This is a genomic window from Pseudoalteromonas sp. PAB 2.2, assembly GCF_001938575.1.
GTDB classification, from domain to species: Bacteria; Pseudomonadota; Gammaproteobacteria; order Enterobacterales; family Alteromonadaceae; genus Pseudoalteromonas; species Pseudoalteromonas lipolytica.
Genome location: NZ_LYPI01000001.1, coordinates 1 through 19,751 on the forward strand (window position 1 = coordinate 1; position 19,751 = coordinate 19,751).

Annotated in this window: 14 protein-coding genes; 4 read left to right on the top strand and 10 right to left on the bottom strand. The window is 41.6% G+C overall.

Going from position 1 to position 19,751, the window contains the following annotated elements:
* Both BWD47_RS20165 and BWD47_RS00010 read right to left on the bottom strand, forming a co-directional pair.
* A partial coding sequence (locus tag BWD47_RS20165) for a helix-turn-helix domain-containing protein (RefSeq protein ID WP_218640583.1) occupies positions 1-251 on the bottom strand: 251 nt, incomplete at its 3' end.
* A 48-nt stretch (positions 252-299) separates the two neighbouring features.
* Positions 300-776: an HPP family protein gene (locus BWD47_RS00010; RefSeq protein WP_075593147.1), complete on the bottom strand. Its 477-nt coding sequence runs from the start codon at positions 774-776 to the stop codon at positions 300-302.
* Between the two features lie 96 nt (positions 777-872).
* Here BWD47_RS00010 and BWD47_RS00015 point away from each other — a divergent pair, with 96 nt between their 5' ends.
* Positions 873-1,415, top strand: a complete 543-nt coding sequence (locus BWD47_RS00015) for a TetR/AcrR family transcriptional regulator (RefSeq protein ID WP_036967499.1) — start codon at positions 873-875, stop codon at positions 1,413-1,415.
* Between the two features lie 46 nt (positions 1,416-1,461).
* Here BWD47_RS00015 and BWD47_RS00020 read toward each other — a convergent pair whose 3' ends face one another.
* From BWD47_RS00020 to BWD47_RS00050, 7 genes are all read right to left on the bottom strand, one after another.
* A complete protein-coding gene (locus tag BWD47_RS00020) occupies positions 1,462-4,647 on the bottom strand; it encodes an amidohydrolase family protein (protein WP_075593154.1) in 3,186 nt (1,061 codons plus the stop codon).
* A 104-nt stretch (positions 4,648-4,751) separates the two neighbouring features.
* Complete coding sequence (locus BWD47_RS00025; RefSeq protein WP_075593148.1) at positions 4,752-5,576, bottom strand: M90 family metallopeptidase; 825 nt, start codon at positions 5,574-5,576, stop codon at positions 4,752-4,754.
* A 96-nt stretch (positions 5,577-5,672) separates the two neighbouring features.
* A complete protein-coding gene (locus BWD47_RS00030; protein WP_075593149.1) occupies positions 5,673-7,607 on the bottom strand; it encodes a hypothetical protein in 1,935 nt (644 codons plus the stop codon).
* Between the two features lie 89 nt (positions 7,608-7,696).
* Positions 7,697-10,600, bottom strand: a complete 2,904-nt coding sequence (locus BWD47_RS00035; protein WP_075593150.1) for a two-component regulator propeller domain-containing protein — start codon at positions 10,598-10,600, stop codon at positions 7,697-7,699.
* A 125-nt stretch (positions 10,601-10,725) separates the two neighbouring features.
* Positions 10,726-11,382, bottom strand: coding sequence for a CatA-like O-acetyltransferase (locus BWD47_RS00040; protein WP_036967488.1), 657 nt, complete (start codon positions 11,380-11,382; stop codon positions 10,726-10,728).
* Between the two features lie 264 nt (positions 11,383-11,646).
* Positions 11,647-12,687, bottom strand: coding sequence for a Glu/Leu/Phe/Val dehydrogenase (locus tag BWD47_RS00045; protein ID WP_036969160.1), 1,041 nt, complete (start codon positions 12,685-12,687; stop codon positions 11,647-11,649).
* 402 nt (positions 12,688-13,089) lie between these two features.
* Positions 13,090-14,616 carry a fumarate hydratase gene (locus BWD47_RS00050; protein WP_036967485.1) on the bottom strand — a complete coding sequence of 509 codons (1,527 nt, stop codon included), beginning with the start codon at positions 14,614-14,616 and terminating at the stop codon, positions 13,090-13,092.
* Between the two features lie 181 nt (positions 14,617-14,797).
* Here BWD47_RS00050 and pabB point away from each other — a divergent pair, with 181 nt between their 5' ends.
* The 3 genes from pabB to BWD47_RS00065 all read left to right on the top strand — a co-directional run bounded on the left by pabB (position 14,798) and on the right by BWD47_RS00065 (position 18,208).
* Complete coding sequence (pabB, locus tag BWD47_RS00055) at positions 14,798-16,144, top strand: aminodeoxychorismate synthase component I (protein WP_075593151.1); 1,347 nt, start codon at positions 14,798-14,800, stop codon at positions 16,142-16,144.
* Between the two features lie 5 nt (positions 16,145-16,149).
* Positions 16,150-16,728, top strand: coding sequence for a CoA pyrophosphatase (locus BWD47_RS00060; RefSeq protein WP_075593152.1), 579 nt, complete (start codon positions 16,150-16,152; stop codon positions 16,726-16,728).
* Between the two features lie 103 nt (positions 16,729-16,831).
* Positions 16,832-18,208 (top strand): L-serine ammonia-lyase, encoded by a 1,377-nt coding sequence (locus BWD47_RS00065; protein WP_065978726.1) that lies wholly within the window; start codon positions 16,832-16,834, stop codon positions 18,206-18,208.
* Positions 18,209-18,273: 65 nt separating this feature from the next.
* Here the strand turns inward: BWD47_RS00065 and BWD47_RS00070 are convergent, their stop codons facing one another.
* A complete protein-coding gene (locus tag BWD47_RS00070) occupies positions 18,274-19,647 on the bottom strand; it encodes an IS4 family transposase (protein ID WP_075593153.1) in 1,374 nt (457 codons plus the stop codon).
* Between the last annotated feature and the right edge of the window lie 104 nt (positions 19,648-19,751).

The following is a 19,751-nucleotide window of genomic DNA, read 5'->3' on the forward strand; positions in this document are numbered from 1 at the left end:
TCGAAGAAAGCACTGGTATAACCGAGTGACCAACTGTTTGCTGTCATCGTTTTTAACACTTCTACCTTAAATGCTTGAGAATAAGGTTTGTGAACAGACCTGAAGCTTTCAGCGCCATGAATTCGATAAATAGCGGTCCAATATCGGACCTGCCTATCTGTAACATTAAATCTGTTACTTACTGTCGAAGAGCTTTCAGACAAAGCGAGCTCTGCTATTTTGAGCTTAAAAGCTCGATGATGTTTGGACATAAAAAGACCCCCAGTAATTGGAATGTCCAACTATTGGGGGTCACTTCACTAATTAGCGGTTTTTTTATACCCAGTTACCGAGATATTTATCAAGTATTGTGAAACAAAACCACAAAGCACAATAAATACGGTACCTGTTAATACGGGCATTACTAAAAAATCCCAGCTTTGCAACGATTGCATTATTAAAATAGGATTTGCCCCAGCGGCAGGATGCACTGTGCGTGTTAGCATCATTAATGAAATAGCCAACCCACTGGCAATAGCAATCTCAAAAGGACTGACACCAACAAAATTTACAAATACGACTCCTATAAACGCCGTTATAAGGTGACCACCAATCACATTTCTAGCCCGCGCAAGTGGACTTGTAGGTAAACCAAAGACTAAAACGGCAGTCGCTCCAAATGGAGCCATTAACCATATGCCAAAATCCCCTCGTTGCTGTAAGTAAGCAAGTACAAAAATAGCCAGCGCTGCAAATCCACCTGCAATAACCGCTTTGTTAATTGTTTTGTCCATCATATCTCCATTGCTCAAGGTAGACCGAGCTGTCTACCTACAAATAGTAGACAACTCGGTCTACTTATGTCAAGCTAGAATTTCTATCTAGGAGCAAGCATGGATAAAAGAACACACATTACATTGACTGCACTCGAATTGTTTTACGATAAAGGCATTCACAGCGTGGGGATTAATGAAATTATTAGTGCAGCAAATGTAGCTAAAAAAACGATGTACCATCATTTTGCAGGTAAAGATGAATTAATTTTAGCGTGCCTAAACGAACGGCATACTACATTCATCACGTGGCTTGAGAACGCTACCAACCAACAAACGACATTACACGATTTTCAAGAACGTTTATTTACAAGCTTCGAAGATTGGTTTCATTCTAAGGTTGCAGAGCTTGGAAACTTTAATGGCTGTATGTTCATTAACGCAGCGGCTGAATACTCAGCGCCGCAAAGCCCAGTCAACCTTGCATGTAAAGCACATAAAGCCGCTGTTTCTTCACTCATCAAACAGCGTTTGTCAGAATGTAAAGACGTAAAAGCCGAGAAAATTGATTCTCTTTGCCACTATTTAATGACACTCACTGAGGGAATGATTTGCCAAGCAAAAGTGTCTGGTATGAAGCAATTCCCTCGCCTGCTAAATTAAAAACCATAAAAAAGCGGCTCAATGGCCGCTTTTCACTTTACGCTATTTATATCTTTTCAAAATATAATTTATCACGTTGTTTTCCGCCGACTTCATTCATCGTTGCCGCGTCAAATAAACGACCATTCACCATGGTATAGTCGATTTTGTCGGTATCACGAATATTCGTCAACGGGTTACCATCAATAACGATAAGATCCGCTAACTTACCCGGCTCTAATGAACCAATATTTTTATCTAAGCCGATGTATTTAGCAGGATCGAGTGTCGCCGCACGAATTGCTTCTAGCGGCGTCATACCGCCTTGAGCAAACATCCAGATTTCCCAATGCGCAGCTAAGCCTTCACGTTGACCATGAGCGCCCAAATTAACCAATACTCCTAAGTCTTGTAGCTCTTTAGCAACGCGTGCGTTGTTAAAGTGGTTGTAATGATGATCGGGTGCTTTTACTCGACGCATTGAGCGTGGTAAAAGTTGGTTTTTAGGCACAAATTTACTTAGGCGTGGGTGGTTCCACACATCCGTTTTATCATACCAGTAGTTTTCACCCCAAATACCGCCATAAGCAACACCTAACGTAGGTGTATAACCTACATCACTTTGCGACCATAGTTGGCGAATATCATCATAAATGTTCGCAACAGGAATTGAGTGCTCAATACCGGTATGACCATCAACGACCATGGTCAAGTTATGCTGCAATAATGAGCCCCCTTCTGGCACAACCATCATTTCAAGTTCACGCCCAGCTTCAATTACTTGCTGACGCTGTTCACGGCGAGGCTGGTTGTATGACTTAACACTAAATGCACCCACTTTTTTCAAGCGTTCAAGGTGGAATTTAGCATCGTCAAGCGAGTCAATATGCGATGTATAGCCCGGCATATTGGCACCGTACAGTATTGTACCGGTAGAGAAAATGCGTGGTGCCACTATCATGCCTGCTTTTTGCATTTCACTCGCAGCAAAAATTTCGGTGGTGTCGTTCGATGGATCATGAATCGTCGTAACACCCAGCGATAAACCAGCAAGGTTTTTCCAGTTTTGTTGCGGGATTATTTCATCACTGGCTTGCGCACCATGAGCATGGGCATCAACAATGCCTGGCATAATCGTCTTGCCGGTCACATCAATAACTTCTGCACCTTTAGGAATAGTTACAGAGTCTTTGCTTCCGACTGCTTGAATGTGTTTTCCATCAGTTACAATCACACCATTTTCAATAACTTGCTCACCATTCATGGTAATGATGCGTGCGCCCGTTAGTGCAAACATCCCCTTTGGCTCAGCCATTGTTTTGGTAAAGCCAATGTTGTCACCACTTTTCACTTTAAAATCTGTGTCTGCGTTTTTATTTATGTCAAATAAACCCGCTAAACTTGCATGATAAAGCTCAGGACCAAGACTCCAATACAGTTTATCACTGGTTCCACTCCAGCTAATATTTTCGCCCGCACGAACTGATAATTGTTCAATTGGGAATTGACTATCTTTCGGACCAATATTAATGGTTTTACCGCGTTCAACAAAAGGGGTTACAAACACTTTAAAACGCTCAGCAAATGCCAAATATTTACCATCTGGCGACACTCTGAACTCCGTTGCATGCTCAGACTCATACAGCTTACGTACTTCTTTTGACTCAAGCTCAACCACACTAAGCGTAGGTTTAGGCCATGGGCTCATTACATAAATACGGTCATTCATTGCGCCAAATTGCGGCTGGTAACCTGACTTAGTGATCAGTGAGGATTCACCGCCCTTGGCACTAACAGAATAAATGCCCGGCTCTAATGACCAGGTTGGATTGAGGATACTGCCACCCGATGCTTTACGATAAACAACCGTTTTACCATCTGGGCTAAAGGTAGGTTCTACATATTTACCTGGTTCTTCTGTTAACTTATTACCTCGTCCGCCTCTTGCAGAAACGACACGCACAGAGCCTTGTTCATTGTCATCCCACGTTGTATAAACTACTTTTTTACCATCGCGGGAAAACTGTGGAAATAACTCAAAATGATCGTCTTGTTTAGTTAAGCGTTTCACTTTACCTGACTCAAGATCACGCTTATAAATATGACCCAAAGCTTCAAAAATGGCTGTTTCACCGTCTGGTGAAATTTGCACATTGCGCAGCATTTTTACCGCAAAATTATCGCTATCGATATTGTGTGTAAACCGCACTGCTTTTTGAATTTGTTTATTGGTTTCTACCTTAAATGGGATACGTGATACTGATTTATCATCAACATCTAATTTATGAATTGTGCCACCAGCCCAAAACACTAATTGCGCATTATCTGGCGTCCAAGCAATGGTCGGATAAACACCGTGTATTGCCCATGTTTCTTGCATATCTCGCTCAAGCTCACCATATAACTTTGTATGCTCACCAGTGTGAAGGTCATATAAATATAAGCTTGTTTGAAAATCATCACGCTTGATATAAGCCAGTTTTTTACCATCTGGTGAGGGAGTTGGACGAATAGCGCCCCCCATTCCATCAATAATAGTTTCAATTTCACCGGTTTCACGGTCATAGCGTTTAATTTTGTAGATACCCGCAACTGAATCTTTTGAGTAATGGAATGTTTTACCTGGTGTAGCATCATGTGAAAAATACACATAACGACCGTCAGGTGAAAACATCGGTTCACCTAAATCTTTTTGATCGTTTTCACGTGCCGTTAACTGCACCCCCTTACCACCGGCTTTGTGGTATAGCCAAACTTCACCCGCACCGAGTGAGCGGCTTGCTGTAAAGTGCTTACGCGCAACTAAATAGTCGCCATCGGGGCTCCATGCAGGGCTATTTAATAAACGAAACGTTTCGTCAGTGACGGCCTTTTGGTTTTCACCGTTGACATCCATAATCCAAATGTTATCACCACCACCTTGATCGGATGTAAACGCAATGTATTTACCATCAGGGCTAAAGCGCGGTTGCATCTGCCACGCAATATCACTTGTTAATTGTTTTGCCGTACCGCCCGAGATTGGCATAGTGTAAATATCACCCAACAGATCAAACACCAAGGTTTCACCATCAGGACTAATATCAACATTCATCCACGTGCCTTGTTCAACACTGATTTTGGCATCTAAAAACTGACCTGCTGGCGCATCAACTCGCCACTTTTCATCACCTGACTGCTCGGTTGCTATTACTTGCCCTGTAAAGGCGAGTGAAATCGAAACAGCCAAAGCCGTATGAAGCATTTTCTTCATGGAATTCTCACTTGTTATTGTTTTGTTATTTGCACACATATTGATTGCATCAAATAGCATAGCAAGATTCCAGCATTACGTGTTAAACAGTCGTAAATTGGCGACTAATGCCACGCAATGGGATCAAATTCATAATAGCCTACCAATAAATGATAAATTTCAGGATCGAATTGCCTAAGTGCAGCAGGCTTTTCAAGGAAAGTTTCGGTGATCACGGCAAAAAACTCGGCTTCATTGGTCGCCCCATAACTATGAATAACATGGGGCATACCGTAAGCAATGTGTGTTTTAAGCTGATTAAAAGCACGACTGAATACTTTGGCCCATTGTTGATAGTCAGCATTACTAGCAAGCAATGGCGTGCCTGTCGTTTTTCCTGTTTCTTGGTCTAGTTGATGAGCAAATTCATGGAATACCAAATTGTGGCCATCACTAGGGAGTCGGCTTCCTTCTAGCACATCGTGCCAGCTTAAGACCAAGGTGCCACCAGGCCATGACTCACCTTGTCTCACGGTATTGTGATAACTAACAAGACCTGCACCATCGCGTGATGTTTGTGGTGCATAATAGGCACTTGGATATAATAAAATGTCTTTCACATTACGATATAAAGGCCAAGGCTTATTGAGCACTAAAACACATGCATCTGCAGCAACAATGAGTTTCATTGCATCATTTAACTGCAGGCCATCACACCCAATAAATCGCTTTTCATTTAAGAACCAAACAATATGACGCTCTAATTTTTCACGATCAGCGTCCGTCATTTTTTGATAAATAGGCATGTACTTCAACAGCAATGACTTCTGCTCTGAAGTAAGGGAATAGGTCAGGTACTTTTTATGCCAAAAATGATTTCGAATATCATCCCAGCGCCAGTAACCGACAATAAAAATGAGCAAAAAAAGTAACAAAACAAGGTTAAGCATTATCATCGCCTAAAATATAATCTTGTTACTTTAATGTGTGCAAACAAAAAAAGATCAATTGTCTGCACACATTTTTATTTAAGTTGCAGTAAAAAGTTACAGGACAGGAACCGTTGCCGAACCAGTTACCACTTCTTTACTACCTTTGACTCGATACTCATAGTCGAAGGTAATCGTATTAACGTTACCAGAGGCGTTATCATCAAGGTATGTTACATCCCACGGTAGTCCATGCATATACATTAAGCCATCTGGTAAAGAAGTATATTTAATTGCATTGCCCGAATCACCATAGGCCGTTTCATTTAATGCAATTGAAACTAGGTTTCTTAAACTATCATTATAAATATACTCACCAGAGACAATTGTAAGCTCTTCGTAAACAGGATTCATAGTGCCATTGTTTGTATAACCCGTTAAGGTAATATCAAGTTCGGCAAGTGATGCAATAGACGTTGGTAAATACAATCTCACGTTATTACCACGACTCGATGATGCTGCACTCTCACCCGCTGAGTTAGTAGCGTGAATCAATTGGCCAGCTTTCAAACCATTATTATTATCGAATTTAACATCTTCGATTGAAAACGCAGCTTTATCAGCAACCGTAAATTCATTTTCAAATGAATAATTAGCAGTTAAAGCAGTTTCTTTATCAATTACTGAATTTAAACGGTACTTATAACGACCAACACTAAGCGCTTGCTCAGGCAATACTTCCACAAAGGTATCATTTAATGACAATGATGAAGTCGTTGTAATGTCTACATCCTTTCTAATAAAAAATGTACTGCCAGCAGGGACTGAATCTGTTGTTGATTCATTACCACGGATCACTGTAAGTGAATTGCTTCTCACCAATGAAAAACTATCTTGTGTAAGCTCTATTGGTTTTGAGAAGAACAAGTAATAACCATTATTCAACGCATTAACAGTTTGGCTAAGCAAATCTACTTGCGTCGTTTGTGTGCCTTTATTGGCCTTAAAAATCACCGACACAACACCGTCTTCGACTTGGAAATTACCTTGGTTATAGATATTGCCGACCACCAACTCACCATTTTCTTCTCTAACAGAAAATGAATCAGATAAATAATTCTGACCATTTACATCTGTAAAAGCCGACATTCTTACAGTAAGTGATGAGCTGCCTTTAAAGTCATAAACATACTCATTTTCTGTCGCATCAAAGGTCAAAGGATTAGACTCAAAATCATTGCTTGATGCCACTAATTCAATATTTGAAAAGACTTGACCAGTTTCATCGATGACTTTAACACGTAATTGATACTCTTTTGTCGCATCTGTATCTTTAAACAAAATGGTTGCATCATCATTCAATGTGCTAAATGAGACAGAACTTTGATTGTAATAATTTTGTACAAGCTCATAATCATTAATAGCATCGTTATCAACATCCATATCGATATGAAGAGCAATTGAATTTCCCAAACCAACGGGTTTCTCAATTGAATAAAGATTAGTTTGCTCGTTATAGGTCGCACTGAAAAAGTGCTCATTGCGAGATTGCCACGTGCTATCTGTCAGGCCTAATGATGTAGTATAAGTAAACTGAAGGTCTTTAATAGGTGTATTTTCACCATCAAGCAATGCCGTGAATTGAATGGTCTCTGTTGTAGTAACTAAAAGTGAGCCTAGCTGGCTGACTCCAGCACCTGAGTTACCATAAAATGCACGCTGTTGAAACGAACCATCAGTACTTGTCACAAGTAACACGTAATCAGAATGTTTTGGAATATTTTTCAATTCAAACATGCCATCACTCAGCGAAACTGCCTCAGACCAAGTATTGCCAATTTTAATTTGAATTTGTGCGTTAGCCGCTAAACTGTCAGTGACGTAATTTTTAACCGTTCCTGTTAAAGTCGCTGTTTCAGCTTCTTGAGTGGCCTTATTTTGTTCTTCAATTGCACTGATTAGTTCATCGTTATTATTGTCTTCAACTTCTAAACAACCAGATAATAAAAAACTCGCAGAAATTGCGAGTGCAATAGTATGTTTTTTAAACATAAAAACTCCATTTAATTATTTTTGTTTCCCTTATGGGGTCTACTATTATAATGAACTTAAAATGAATAAAAAAGCCATTTGTGACCAATCTACAAAATTGATGTTTCTTTATTGTAAATTACCACTTTGTTCCTGCCATTATTTTTAGCGTGGTAGAGCGCGGTATCGGCATGAGAAAGTAGCCGATCATAGTCGGTAACATTTGCATTATCTGCAACACCGAAACTTACAGTGACAGACAGTTCTTTCGCAAGTTCAGAAAAATTATAATCCGCGATTTCTAAGCGAATAATTTCACATAAACGCGCGGCTTCATCAGCACCTTTATGAGGAAATAGTAAAGTGAACTCTTCGCCTCCCCAACGCGCAGCATAACCTTCATCGGGAAAGTTGATACGTAACAAACGGGCAATTTCACAAATCACTTGATCACCAATCAAATGTGAAAAATTGTCATTAATTAATTTAAAGTGGTCAATGTCCATAATCGCAACACTTAAGCTTTGCTTATTATGTTGGAACTGACTAAAGTTCTCGAATAGCCAACTATCGAATGCTCGTCTATTGGGTAGCTGAGTTAATTGGTCATGATTAGCGAGATGCGCGAATGCATCTGCTTGGTTCTTTAAATCGTGCATTTGTTGCTCGACCTTCTCCGTCAGCTCTATTTCAATGCGTTTATAATGATATAAACGGTATTTATATATTGCATAGGCTATTAAAAATAAGCCCAAAATAAGCACTAATTTAAAGCTGGTCTTTTGCCAAAAATATGGCGCAATTCTGAATCGTAACGTTTGTTCATTGTTTTGCCATTCACTATTTGGATAGCCCGCACGGACCTTAAATGTATATTCTCCCGGAGGTAAGTTTGTATACTCAGTAATAGCTAAGCGGCCTCTATCAACCCATTCTTCGTTGTAGCCACTTAAGTGAGTTTGATAATTTAGACGCTGCGGCATAATAAAACTTAAGCCTGCATAATTAAATGACACCCTTGAAATACCCGCTGGTAAACTTAGTACATCACTTTTAGCGGGCAATGCAACGGGCTTACCATCAACTTCAAAGCTTTCTATGACCGTTGACAAACGGCGTTTACTCGCTTCTTTTAATCGCTCAGGCTTTACAATCGCAACCCCTTTTGCCGTTGCAACCCAGAGTTGACCATCAGAATGCGTCACTGCTGCTGGGTTAGAACCGCCATTTGCTTGCGCGCTCAGCATGCCATCGCCTTCATCATACAACTGCATAGAAACAACAACTGACTCCGCACCCGTGGGGTTATCTAAAAATTCAGTAAGCTGGGTTTTATTGAGCTGAATAACACCGCGATTACTGGTTAACCACAACGAGTCACCTTGCTCAATAACCTGAAATAATTTATCAACGGGTAAGCCCTGTTCACGTCCAAACAAATGCATAACATCGGTCTTCAAATCGTAACGTATGAGGCCTCGATCCGTTGCGAGCCACATTTTTTCGCCATCAAGATAAAAACCAAACGCATATTCAGTGCTAAATTTTTCAGGAAATTCTATGTTAGAAAATGTGTTTAATGCGGGATCAAAAATAGACACTCCAACACCCGTACCAACCCATAGCCGGCCTTGATTATCTTCAGCAAGTGCCATAATAAAATTGCCTACTAAGCCTTCTTCAGTAGTGTAAGAATGAATTTGTCCGTCGTCTGTGAGCTTTGTAAGGCCGCTGGCAGTGCCGATCCATAAATTATGTGAGCTATCGAATAATACCGCCCGTACCTCATTATTAAGAAGCCCATTAGTGCGATTCTTAACTGGGTAAATTTTGTTATTCACCACTTTCATGAGGCCACCAGTGTACGTGCCAAGCCATACATCCCCATTTTTGTCTTCAGTTAAACTTAGCACTGACAGGGGATCACGTTCATATGCTTGGTTTAAGGTGGTTATTTCCCCATTTATAATTCGGTTTAAACCATTGCTACTGCCTACCCACAAACTACCATCAGAATGAGACAATACGGTGCGAACATAATCTGAAGCAAGACCACGGCTTTGGCTCCAATTCGTGAACGGGGCTTCACGCAGCCTGAATAGCCCTGCATTAGTACCAACCCAAATGCTTTTTTCACGGTCCTGCAGTAATGACAGAATACGGTTATTCGGCAAGCCATCATCGGCATCGAGATTTTCAAGGCCTGATTGCCTCAATCTAAAAACACCTTTGTTGATTGTACCGAACCAAATGTCTCCTTGGGTATCTTCGAGCAAACTCGATATGGATTCATGATTGAGCGTTGCATCAACAGAGACAAATTTATCGTGTTGCTTTTGCCATGCCCCTTTTTCTGTGCCGACAATTAAGATACCCGACTGAGTCAATAACAGCGTAAAAGCAGAGACATCAGGTAAACCGGCTTCTTGACCAACTTTACTGACCTTTTTACCTTCAATTTTGTATAAGCCATCACTGGTTGCAGCCCAAATGACATTCTGTTTGTCTTTTATTAGTCTGTATGCACTCAGTTTATCAACCAATGTGTGTTCTGTTGCTTTTTCTGATGCACGATACACAATACCTTGTCCCTCAAGAGCGAGCCAAATTTCGCCTTGTTCTGAGATCAATGCATGATTAATCATGGTCGATGAACTTGGAAGCGACCGCCACTGGCCCTGTGAGCGCACGGCAATCCCGCCTCGTGCTCCAACAATGTATAAATCGCCATTATCCATGGCTATCAGACTTCTTAAACCTGAATCAGGCAATCCTGGGATCTCGGTTCGTGTAAAAAGTTTAAACTCTCGACCATTAAAACGCGCCAACCCTTCCCACGTTGCTATCCAGATATAGCCATCTTTCGTTTGTGCAACACTGTTAATACTATTGTGAGGTAAACCTGAGCGTGTATTCCATGTCTCAGTAAAATAGTCACTCAATGAAAGGCGAGTTGATTCTGCAAAAGCGCTAAAACATACACACAGTAAAATGAGACTAACTACCCGCGCCATAAAGCTTAACCTTTAATTATTGTTCTTTTCAGTGATGCTGTGTGGTGCTCATATCGTCAACCAACACTTCCATTACTACTACATTAGTTGCAATTCTTACTCACTTTAATCACATTTAGCAACAATCAATTACAGTAATCATTAATTTTTTCTTGCAAGATTTGAACAAACCGAGCGACATGTAAACCATCCATTAAAGCGTGATGGACATCAATGGATAGCGGGATCTTGCCGGTTCGCTTATCGTATTGACCAAACACCAATTTAGGAATACCTAACCCGTGCCCCTCACTAACGGCATGTGAAAACCCCGTGAAATTTAGCCAAGGTAAAACAGAAATATGAATGAGATCGGGTTGCCCTTCTGTCGCTGCAAACGCTTCTGAGAAGAAAGGTTGCCCTTTACTTTCTTTTGCTACCTGCAATGCATGCTCAGAAAAGCGTTGAATAGAATCATGTTTTTCAAAGTAACTGAAACGCAATGTATCATCATCAGCTAACTCAACCACACTAGCACGTACAGTTGATAGCTGAATAGGACACGAATCTATAATACGCTGGCGCATGGGCGCATAATCGTGGCAAGCCTCTAAAGTCAGAAAAATATAGCTATGAAAAAATGAATACGGCGCTGACTTACACTGCTCATAAAGTGCAGCCATGTCGAGCGACACACAAACATTAAAGTAAGGGAGACTAAATTCTTTGAAAAAAGCAAAATGTTGCTTACGAGGCCATGACTCAAGATCAATTACGTGACAGTCATTTGGAAGAGAATGCATTGGGTGGCCCTGTGAAATAAAAAAACAGTGTAGCCAGATACATTCATTAAGTCATGTAATTGCGATTAAAATCCGCGATAGTCTATTGGCTTTTTAGGGCTGTTTGCATGTTGTCGCCTATAAAGGTATTTGGCGTAATATGTTATAGCTGTAAGCTTAATTAAGCGGTTTATTTGGAATAATATTGCAAATGGGTATTGAAGCCTATTTGGGCACAAAAAAAGGCGCGCCATGCGCACCTTTTTAAACAGCAAATTAATTAAATTATAAGCCGTTTTCGATGATTTCTAATGCAAGCTCATCAGCAATTAAATGCGTTGATTTTTGCTCTTTCTCTGAGCGAGCAAAAATTTCTGTTAGCGTATCAAAAATACCTTCAACGTGCTTCGTTGACGCCTCTGCACTGTAGCCTTCTGGTGCTGTTTCGTAATACACATTAATGATACCACCAGCATTAATTACATAGTCTGGCGCGTAAAGAATGCCTTTTTCACGAATGATTTCACCGTGGCGAGACTCTGCGAGTTGATTGTTAGCACAACCAGCAATAATCGTTGCTTTTAAACGTGGAATTGTCATGTCGTTTACTGTTGCACCTAACGCACAAGGTGCATAGACATCAACATCTAGGTCATAAATTTCATCGATACCCACTGCTGTCGCATTAAAGTCATTAACAACACGTGATACAGCTTGTTCGTTAATATCAGTAACAAACAATGTTGCGCCTGCTTCATGAAGGTGTTTACAAAGACCATATGCAACGGCACCTAAACCTTGCACAGCAACCTTTATACCCGATAAATCTTGATGACCACGTTGATGCTGTAACGCGGCTTTAATACCTAAAAATGTACCGTAAGCAGTGAAAGGTGATGGATTACCACTTTTACCTTCAAGACCCAGCACATAGTTAGTTTCTTTATTCATGATTGCAACGTCATCGCACGTGATGTTTACGTCTTCTGCTGAATAATAACTACCACTTAAACGCTCTAGCTGACGGCCAAACGCACGGAAAAGCTGCTCTGATTTAATTTCTTTTGCATTACCGATAATAACAGACTTACCACCACCGAATGGTAAACGTGCAACCGCATTTTTGTATGTCATACCTTTCGATAAACGAAGGGCATCGGTTACTGCGTCTTCGTCAGTCGCATAGTCCCACATTCTACAGCCACCTACAGCTGGACCTAACTTGGTATTGTGAACCGCGATAATAGCCTTAAGGCCTGATTCTTTATCTGAACAAAACACCACTTGCTCGTGGTTATCAAAGTCGACTTTATTAAATACAGCCACAGTTAAATACTCCGAAATTTTCTTACCCTTTTTGGGGTGTGAGCGCTGAAATTGCCGAGACTTTATCACTTCGTTTGCTCCCATGCCACTATATGAGATGATAAAACTAAGCTAAGTTACGCGATTGAAATAACAACGCAAAAAGCACGTTAAAACAGGAAATATATACCTATATAAATCCACATAAAGCATGATTAATTCAAAACAAAAGTAAATCTACTAAATCTTTTTTACGTGAACGTAAAGGTCAAGTATAGCGTAAAGAAAAAGTGACAAAGTAATTCAGTAGCAAAAGCCTGAAAACACACACTTTAAGTCAAAAGTGTGGATGAGAAAGAGACTGGTCAGAGCTGAAAAAAAACGGCGCTTGGGCGCCGTTTCATATAAACGATTTAATGACGATTATTTTAATTTACCATCAAGCTCTTCGATTTTGGCTTTCCAAATTGCTGGGCCTTGCGTGTGCGCATTGGCACCTTCGCTGTCAACAGCAACAGTCACAGGCATGTCTTCAACTTCAAACTCGTAGATTGCTTCCATACCTAAATCTTCAAACGCCACTACACGCGCTTTCTTAATAGCTTTAGATACTAAGTAAGCAGCACCGCCTACCGCCATTAAGTACACAGACTTATTGTTTTTAATTGATTCAACCGTTGCAGGACCACGCTCAGCTTTGCCAATCATACCAATGATGCCCGTGTTTTCTAACATCATGTCAGTGAACTTATCCATACGCGTTGCCGTTGTTGGGCCTGCTGGGCCTACAGCTTCATCACGAACCGCATCAACAGGACCGACGTAATAGATAAATTTATTATCGAAATCAACACCTTCAGGTAAACCTTCACCTGATTGGATCATATCTTGTAGGCGTTTATGCGCCGCATCACGCCCTGTTAAAATAGTGCCAGAGAGAAGCACTGTTTCACCCATCTTCCACTCTTGCGTGTCTTCTTTAGTTAGCGTGTTTAAGTCAACACGGCGTGTGCCCTCGCCAACTTCGAACGTCACTTCTGGCCAATCTTCAAGTTTAGGAGCTTTAAGCTCTGCTGGACCTGAGCCATCTAAGGTAAAGTGAACGTGACGCGTTGCCGCACAGTTCGGGATCATTACTACAGGCTTAGATGCCGCGTGCGTCGGTGCCGTTTTAATTTTTACATCAACAACGGTTGTTAAACCGCCTAGACCTTGAGCACCAATGCCCAACTTATTCGCGCGCTCAAAAATATCAATACGCATTTTTTCTTCTGTTGTCTCAGCGCCGCGTTCAATTAGCTCGTGAATATCAACCGGATCCATTAAAGATTCTTTAGCAAGCACGGCTGCTTTTTCAGCGGTACCACCAATGCCTATACCTAGCATACCCGGCGGACACCAACCAGCCCCCATTGTTGGGAGTGTTTTTTCAACCCACGCCGCAACATCATCCGATGGGTTCAGCATGACCATTTTTGTTTTGTTTTCTGAGCCGCCACCTTTAGCTGCAACCATCACTTCAACTTCGCCACCTGGCACTAAGTCGATATGAACCACAGAAGGTGTATTATCTTTGGTGTTTTTACGCGTACCAGCAGGGTCTGCAACGATTGATGCGCGTAATGGGTTATCTGGGTTTAAGTAAGCGCGACGTGTACCTTCATCAACCATTTGCTGAACAGTCATGTCTGTTTTATCCCACTTAACATCCATACCCACTTTAACGAAACAGGTAATAATACCGGTATCTTGACACAGTGGACGTTTACCTTCAGCAGACATGCGCGAGTTAATTAAGATTTGCGCAATAGCGTCTTTTGCCGCTTTACTTTGCTCTTTATTGTACGCTTTTTCTAAGGCTTGGACGAAATCGAGAGGGTGATAAAAAGAAATGTATTGCAATGCATCTTCAATGCTATCAATGAAGTCTTGCTGACGAATTGTACTCATTACGGGTTCCTTAAGTTTTTATCACGTCGCTTAGTACGTGATCCTGAGTAAACCGGTGACGAAGATTTACTCTACGGGTTAGTCATGGCATCACTATAAAGGAAATCATAACGCTGCCAATCAAATTTAACTTATGATAACCTCCTCGCCCGTTTCGGGCTAGTTATTCAAGGCAATGTAAATGATAAACGATGAAAATTTGTGCATAAAATTAGATTTAACCGATGATTGTATCTCACTCTTTACTCATTTTGCTCATTTGCCCTATGCCGTGTTACTTGATTCAGCAAATAGTAATCATGTAAACAGTCGTTTTGATATCATTGCCATTGAACCACTAAACACATTAGAAGTTAGCAACAACCAATGCTTTTTAAATGGCGAAGCGCAATCCCGTGATTGCTTCACGCTAATGAAATCAGCACTTAATGATTTTGATAATACAGCCAATCCAAACGGGCTTCCTTTTACGGGGGGCTGGCTGGGCTACTTTGGATACGATTTTGGTCGTGTAATAGAAACCATGCCATCGCATGCCGACAATGATATTGCGATGCCACAAATGGCACTGGGTTTATATCCTGATGCACTGATTTTTGATAAACAGCAGCAAAGCTGGTTTTATGTTGCTCAGCGACACCATAATCGTTTAGCTCAATATCAACACTTTTTATCTCAAACACCCACAGATTCTGTACCGTTCACTCTCAATAGTGATTGGCAGTCGAACATGACAAAAGCCAGCTACACTGAAAAGTTTGAACAAATTCAAGCCTACTTAAAAAGTGGCGACTGTTATCAAATTAATCTAGCACAGCGTTTTAGCGCTGAGTTTTCAGGCTCAACATGGCATGCATATCGCACCTTAAGAGACGCCAACAAAGCACCTTTTTCGAGTTATATAAACCACCCAGGCGGCGCCATTTTATCGATTTCTCCAGAGCGTTTTATTGCCATAAACCAAGGAAAAATTGAAACCAAGCCAATTAAAGGCACACTACCACGTTTAGCCAAACACGCCGATGATGAGGCACAAGCACTGCGCCTTCAACGGTCTGAAAAGGACCGTGCCGAAAATGTCATGATTGTTGATTTATTACGTAACGACTTAGGCAAAGTGGCAAAACCGGGCTCGGTTACTGTCCCCGCCTTATTTGCCATTGAAAGCTTCCCAGCGGTGCACCACTTAGTCAGCACTGTTCGAGCCGAATTAGCGCACGGTAAAGATGCTGTAGATCAAATACACGCTGCATTTCCTGGGGGCTCTATCACAGGCGCACCTAAAATTCGTGCCATGGAAATAATAGAAGAGCTCGAGCCACATCGCCGAAGCGTATACTGTGGTTCAATTGGTTACTTAAGTGCCTGCGGTAATATGGACACGAGTATCACCATACGTACCTTAGTGTGCCATCAGGGCACGATATACTGCTGGGCCGGAGGCGGTATTGTCGCAGATTCACAGGTCGACTTGGAGTACCAAGAAACATACGATAAAGTAAATAAAATATTGCCTTTACTAAAGTAATAACCTTGAATAGCCAGCAATTAATCACCCGCTTCAGCTTAAGTATGGCCACTGAGCCTGCACAGCAAATTCACATTAATGCGGATAAGCGAGCCAGTGCGGTGATGTTACCGCTCATCGATGTTGAAAACGACGCACATTTAATATTGTGTAAGCGTCCTCGTCATTTACTTCACCATCCAGGGGAGATCTGTTTACCGGGTGGTAAGTTCGAGAAGCAGGATGAGTCATTAATGCACACGGCACTGCGGGAACTCCATGAGGAGCTTAATATTGCTGCACATAATGTTACAGTGCATGGGCAACTTCATCAGTACTCAACATTAACAGGGTTTTCGATTGCCCCCTATGTATGCAGTCTTGCTGCGGGAACCGGTTGGCAGGCAGATCCCAGCGAAGTCGAAGTGAGCTTTTTACTGCCTATTTCACATTTAAGCGATCACAGAAACTGGCAACCGCTAAGCTTTCAACGAAACGGTAAAACATTCGTTTTAAAAGGCTTAATGACACCGCATGGTCTTCTATGGGGAGCAACAGCCAGTATTATTAATAACTTTATAAAACAACTCGCCCTACCAGTTTAATTATCATGCTTTTAGGGTTACACACGCTCACATACACGTTATTATGTGACACCGTTCAAAGGCAGAAAATACGCCGTATTTAATAAAAAATGAGTAGCAAATTATGATCAGTGCATTCGATATGTTTAGTATTGGTATTGGCCCATCATCATCTCACACTGTTGGTCCAATGCGCGCTTCACGTTTATTTGTAAATGAGCTAGAAGAAAAGAACTTATTGTCTCAGGTAACCGATGTAAAAGTTGAGCTATTTGGCTCGCTTGGCCAAACAGGTATCGGCCACGGTTCTGGCAAAGCCGTTATTTTGGGCTTAGCAGGTTACGACCCTGAAACAATCGATGCTGACTTAGTTGATGACATATTAGCTAAAATCGAAAAAGAACAAGTTATCTACTTAAATCAGAGCCACAAAGCGAAATTCCCTAAACAAGGTGCGATTGTTTTTCATCGTAGAAAAACCTTGCCTAAGCATTCAAATGCGATGGAAATCATAGCAAGTCAAAATGGCGAAAAGCTCTTTAGTAAAGTGTACTACTCTATTGGTGGTGGCTTTATTGTTACAGATGAAGAGTTTGAAAATGAAAAACAAAAAGCTCTTGATGTTCGTGAAGAAAATCCAGCCCCCTATCCCTTTAATACAGCCAAAGAATTGCTAGAGTTATGTCGCGAATCAGGTTTTAGTGTATCGACATTAATGATGCATAACGAGAAAACGTTGCGCAGCGAAAATGAAGTAAAAGACACGCTTTTTAATATCTGGCAAGTAATGAAAGCCTGTATAGAGCGTGGTATGCGTACCGAAGGTATCCTCCCTGGAGGCTTAAAAGTTAAACGTCGTGCCCCCAGCTTACACCTTAAACTAAACATTGAAGTAAACAATGATCCACTGCGTGCTATGGACTGGGTTGATTTATTTGCGCTTGCAGTAAACGAAGAAAACGCAGCTGGTGGCCGTGTGGTCACTGCGCCAACAAATGGTGCTGCCGGTATTCTTCCTGCGGTTCTAATGTATTACAACACCTTCATCAAAGAAGTAGACCGTGATATTGCGACACGTTATTTATTAACAGCGGCTGCAATTGGTATTTTATATAAAAAGAACGCGTCAATTTCCGGCGCAGAGGTTGGCTGTCAAGGTGAAGTCGGGGTTGCCTGCTCTATGGCTGCCGGCGCCCTGACCGAAATAATGGGTGGTAACGTAGTACAAGTAGAAAATGCCGCTGAAATTGGCATGGAGCACAACCTAGGGTTAACTTGTGACCCCGTGGGCGGTCTTGTACAAGTTCCGTGTATTGAACGCAATGCTATGGGGGCGATTAAAGCGATTAACGCCTCTCGTTTAGCTATGCGCGGTTCTGGTGAACAAAAAGTAACGCTCGATAAAGTCATCAAAACCATGCTCGACACAGGTAATGATATGAAAACTAAATACAAAGAAACCGCACGCGGCGGTTTAGCGGTTAATATCATTGAGTGTTAATTAATACCATATATGGTATGACACATGCCCATTATCAAAAAAGCCGCTTTTAAGCTGTCTCTTGATCACAACTTTTCACCGAGAGACATTGCTAATTCATAGCCTTCAAGGATGGTTTGAAGTTTAAACCATCCTTGCCATAACACGTTGACAGATGCACGCCCTGTGCGCTTGGTATCTTTCCAGCCTCCTAGCTTTGCCAGTTCTTGATACGCCCATGACATATTTGGAGCGGTTGAAGGCAATGGTGTTTTTATTCTCTTTAACCATAATAGCTTCCATGCTTTGGGAGATAACAGTTGTTCACAACTTGGAGAGTCTGGCTGCTCATTGGCGAACTTTAGTTGCAATATTCGTGTAGCAATAAAGCCATTAATCGTAACCAACCTTTCCATGTTTTCTTGGCTTTGAAGGCGTAAACTTTCGATATCCGTGCCATCACTTTTCCAGACTTTATGGTATTCCTCAACAAGCCAACGATGCTCATAGTATGTGATGATGGCTAAGGCATCTTCTTTGCTGGTGACCGGTTCACTGGTTAATAGGTGCCAACTTAAGTCGCTTTTAGAATTTCCTCGCTCTGTACAGCCGACATAGTAAACAGGAAGGGATTGCCCTTTTTTATTGTAAGGGGCTTTGAGCGTCACTGGTGCATAGGTAATATCCAGTGTTGCACTACGGGCTTTTCTTCCTCCTTTTTGTGCAATGTGGATTTGTTTGGTACCTGCACTCATCAACTCGCTTGCAAACGCATAGAGCTTATCTTCACCTTCTTCAATATGACGGCTTTGCATGGAGCGCACGACAAATCGTTGCTGTTCGGCCAGTTTGTACTGCAAGTATTCGTAGATATCCGCTTCGCGGTCACACACCGAAATCACGTTCGCCATTTTTTCTTGCAGCCGCTCTGCCATTGCGCGTGATGCTGACTCCCATTTGTAACCTTCTTTTTCTTCGTAAGGAGTCGTTGCGTGTTTTTCCCTTTTTCCAATCGTGTTGATATCACGACTCCAGCGAGACTGTTCAATTAATCCCACAACTTGCTTTGCGTCTGGCGCAAACAGCAATACGCTATGAGCTAACAAGCCTCGTTGTTTTTTTCCTCGTCCGACATGACCCAAATCATCTCGAATGGTGGAGTGTTTATAAATCAGTGTGGTGGTGTCTTCTAATGCGAGCAATAAGCTATGACTGTGTGCTTGTTCAACTGTTGCTTGAAAGCCTGACTCTGCTATCGCATTTGCGTCAATGTGTTCGTTGCGGATAAAGCGGTAGGCACCTTCCATATCGGCGGGGGATTGAGTGATGTTCACAAGTGGTTTTCCTGGTTCATTTGCAAGAGTTGATGCTAACCTTACCAGACGCGCAGTTCTTCGTGGATCACCTAAGTCCGATTTACCGAATTGTTGTGTTGCCCAATGAGTATGTTCGTTAATCATGATGTGTCTCCAAACAAGATTTGAAGATCTGATCATGACGTTGAGATTTAGTTCAAAAAAATCCCTGCTAATTTCTCAGCAGGGATTTGTGTATAAGAGACAGC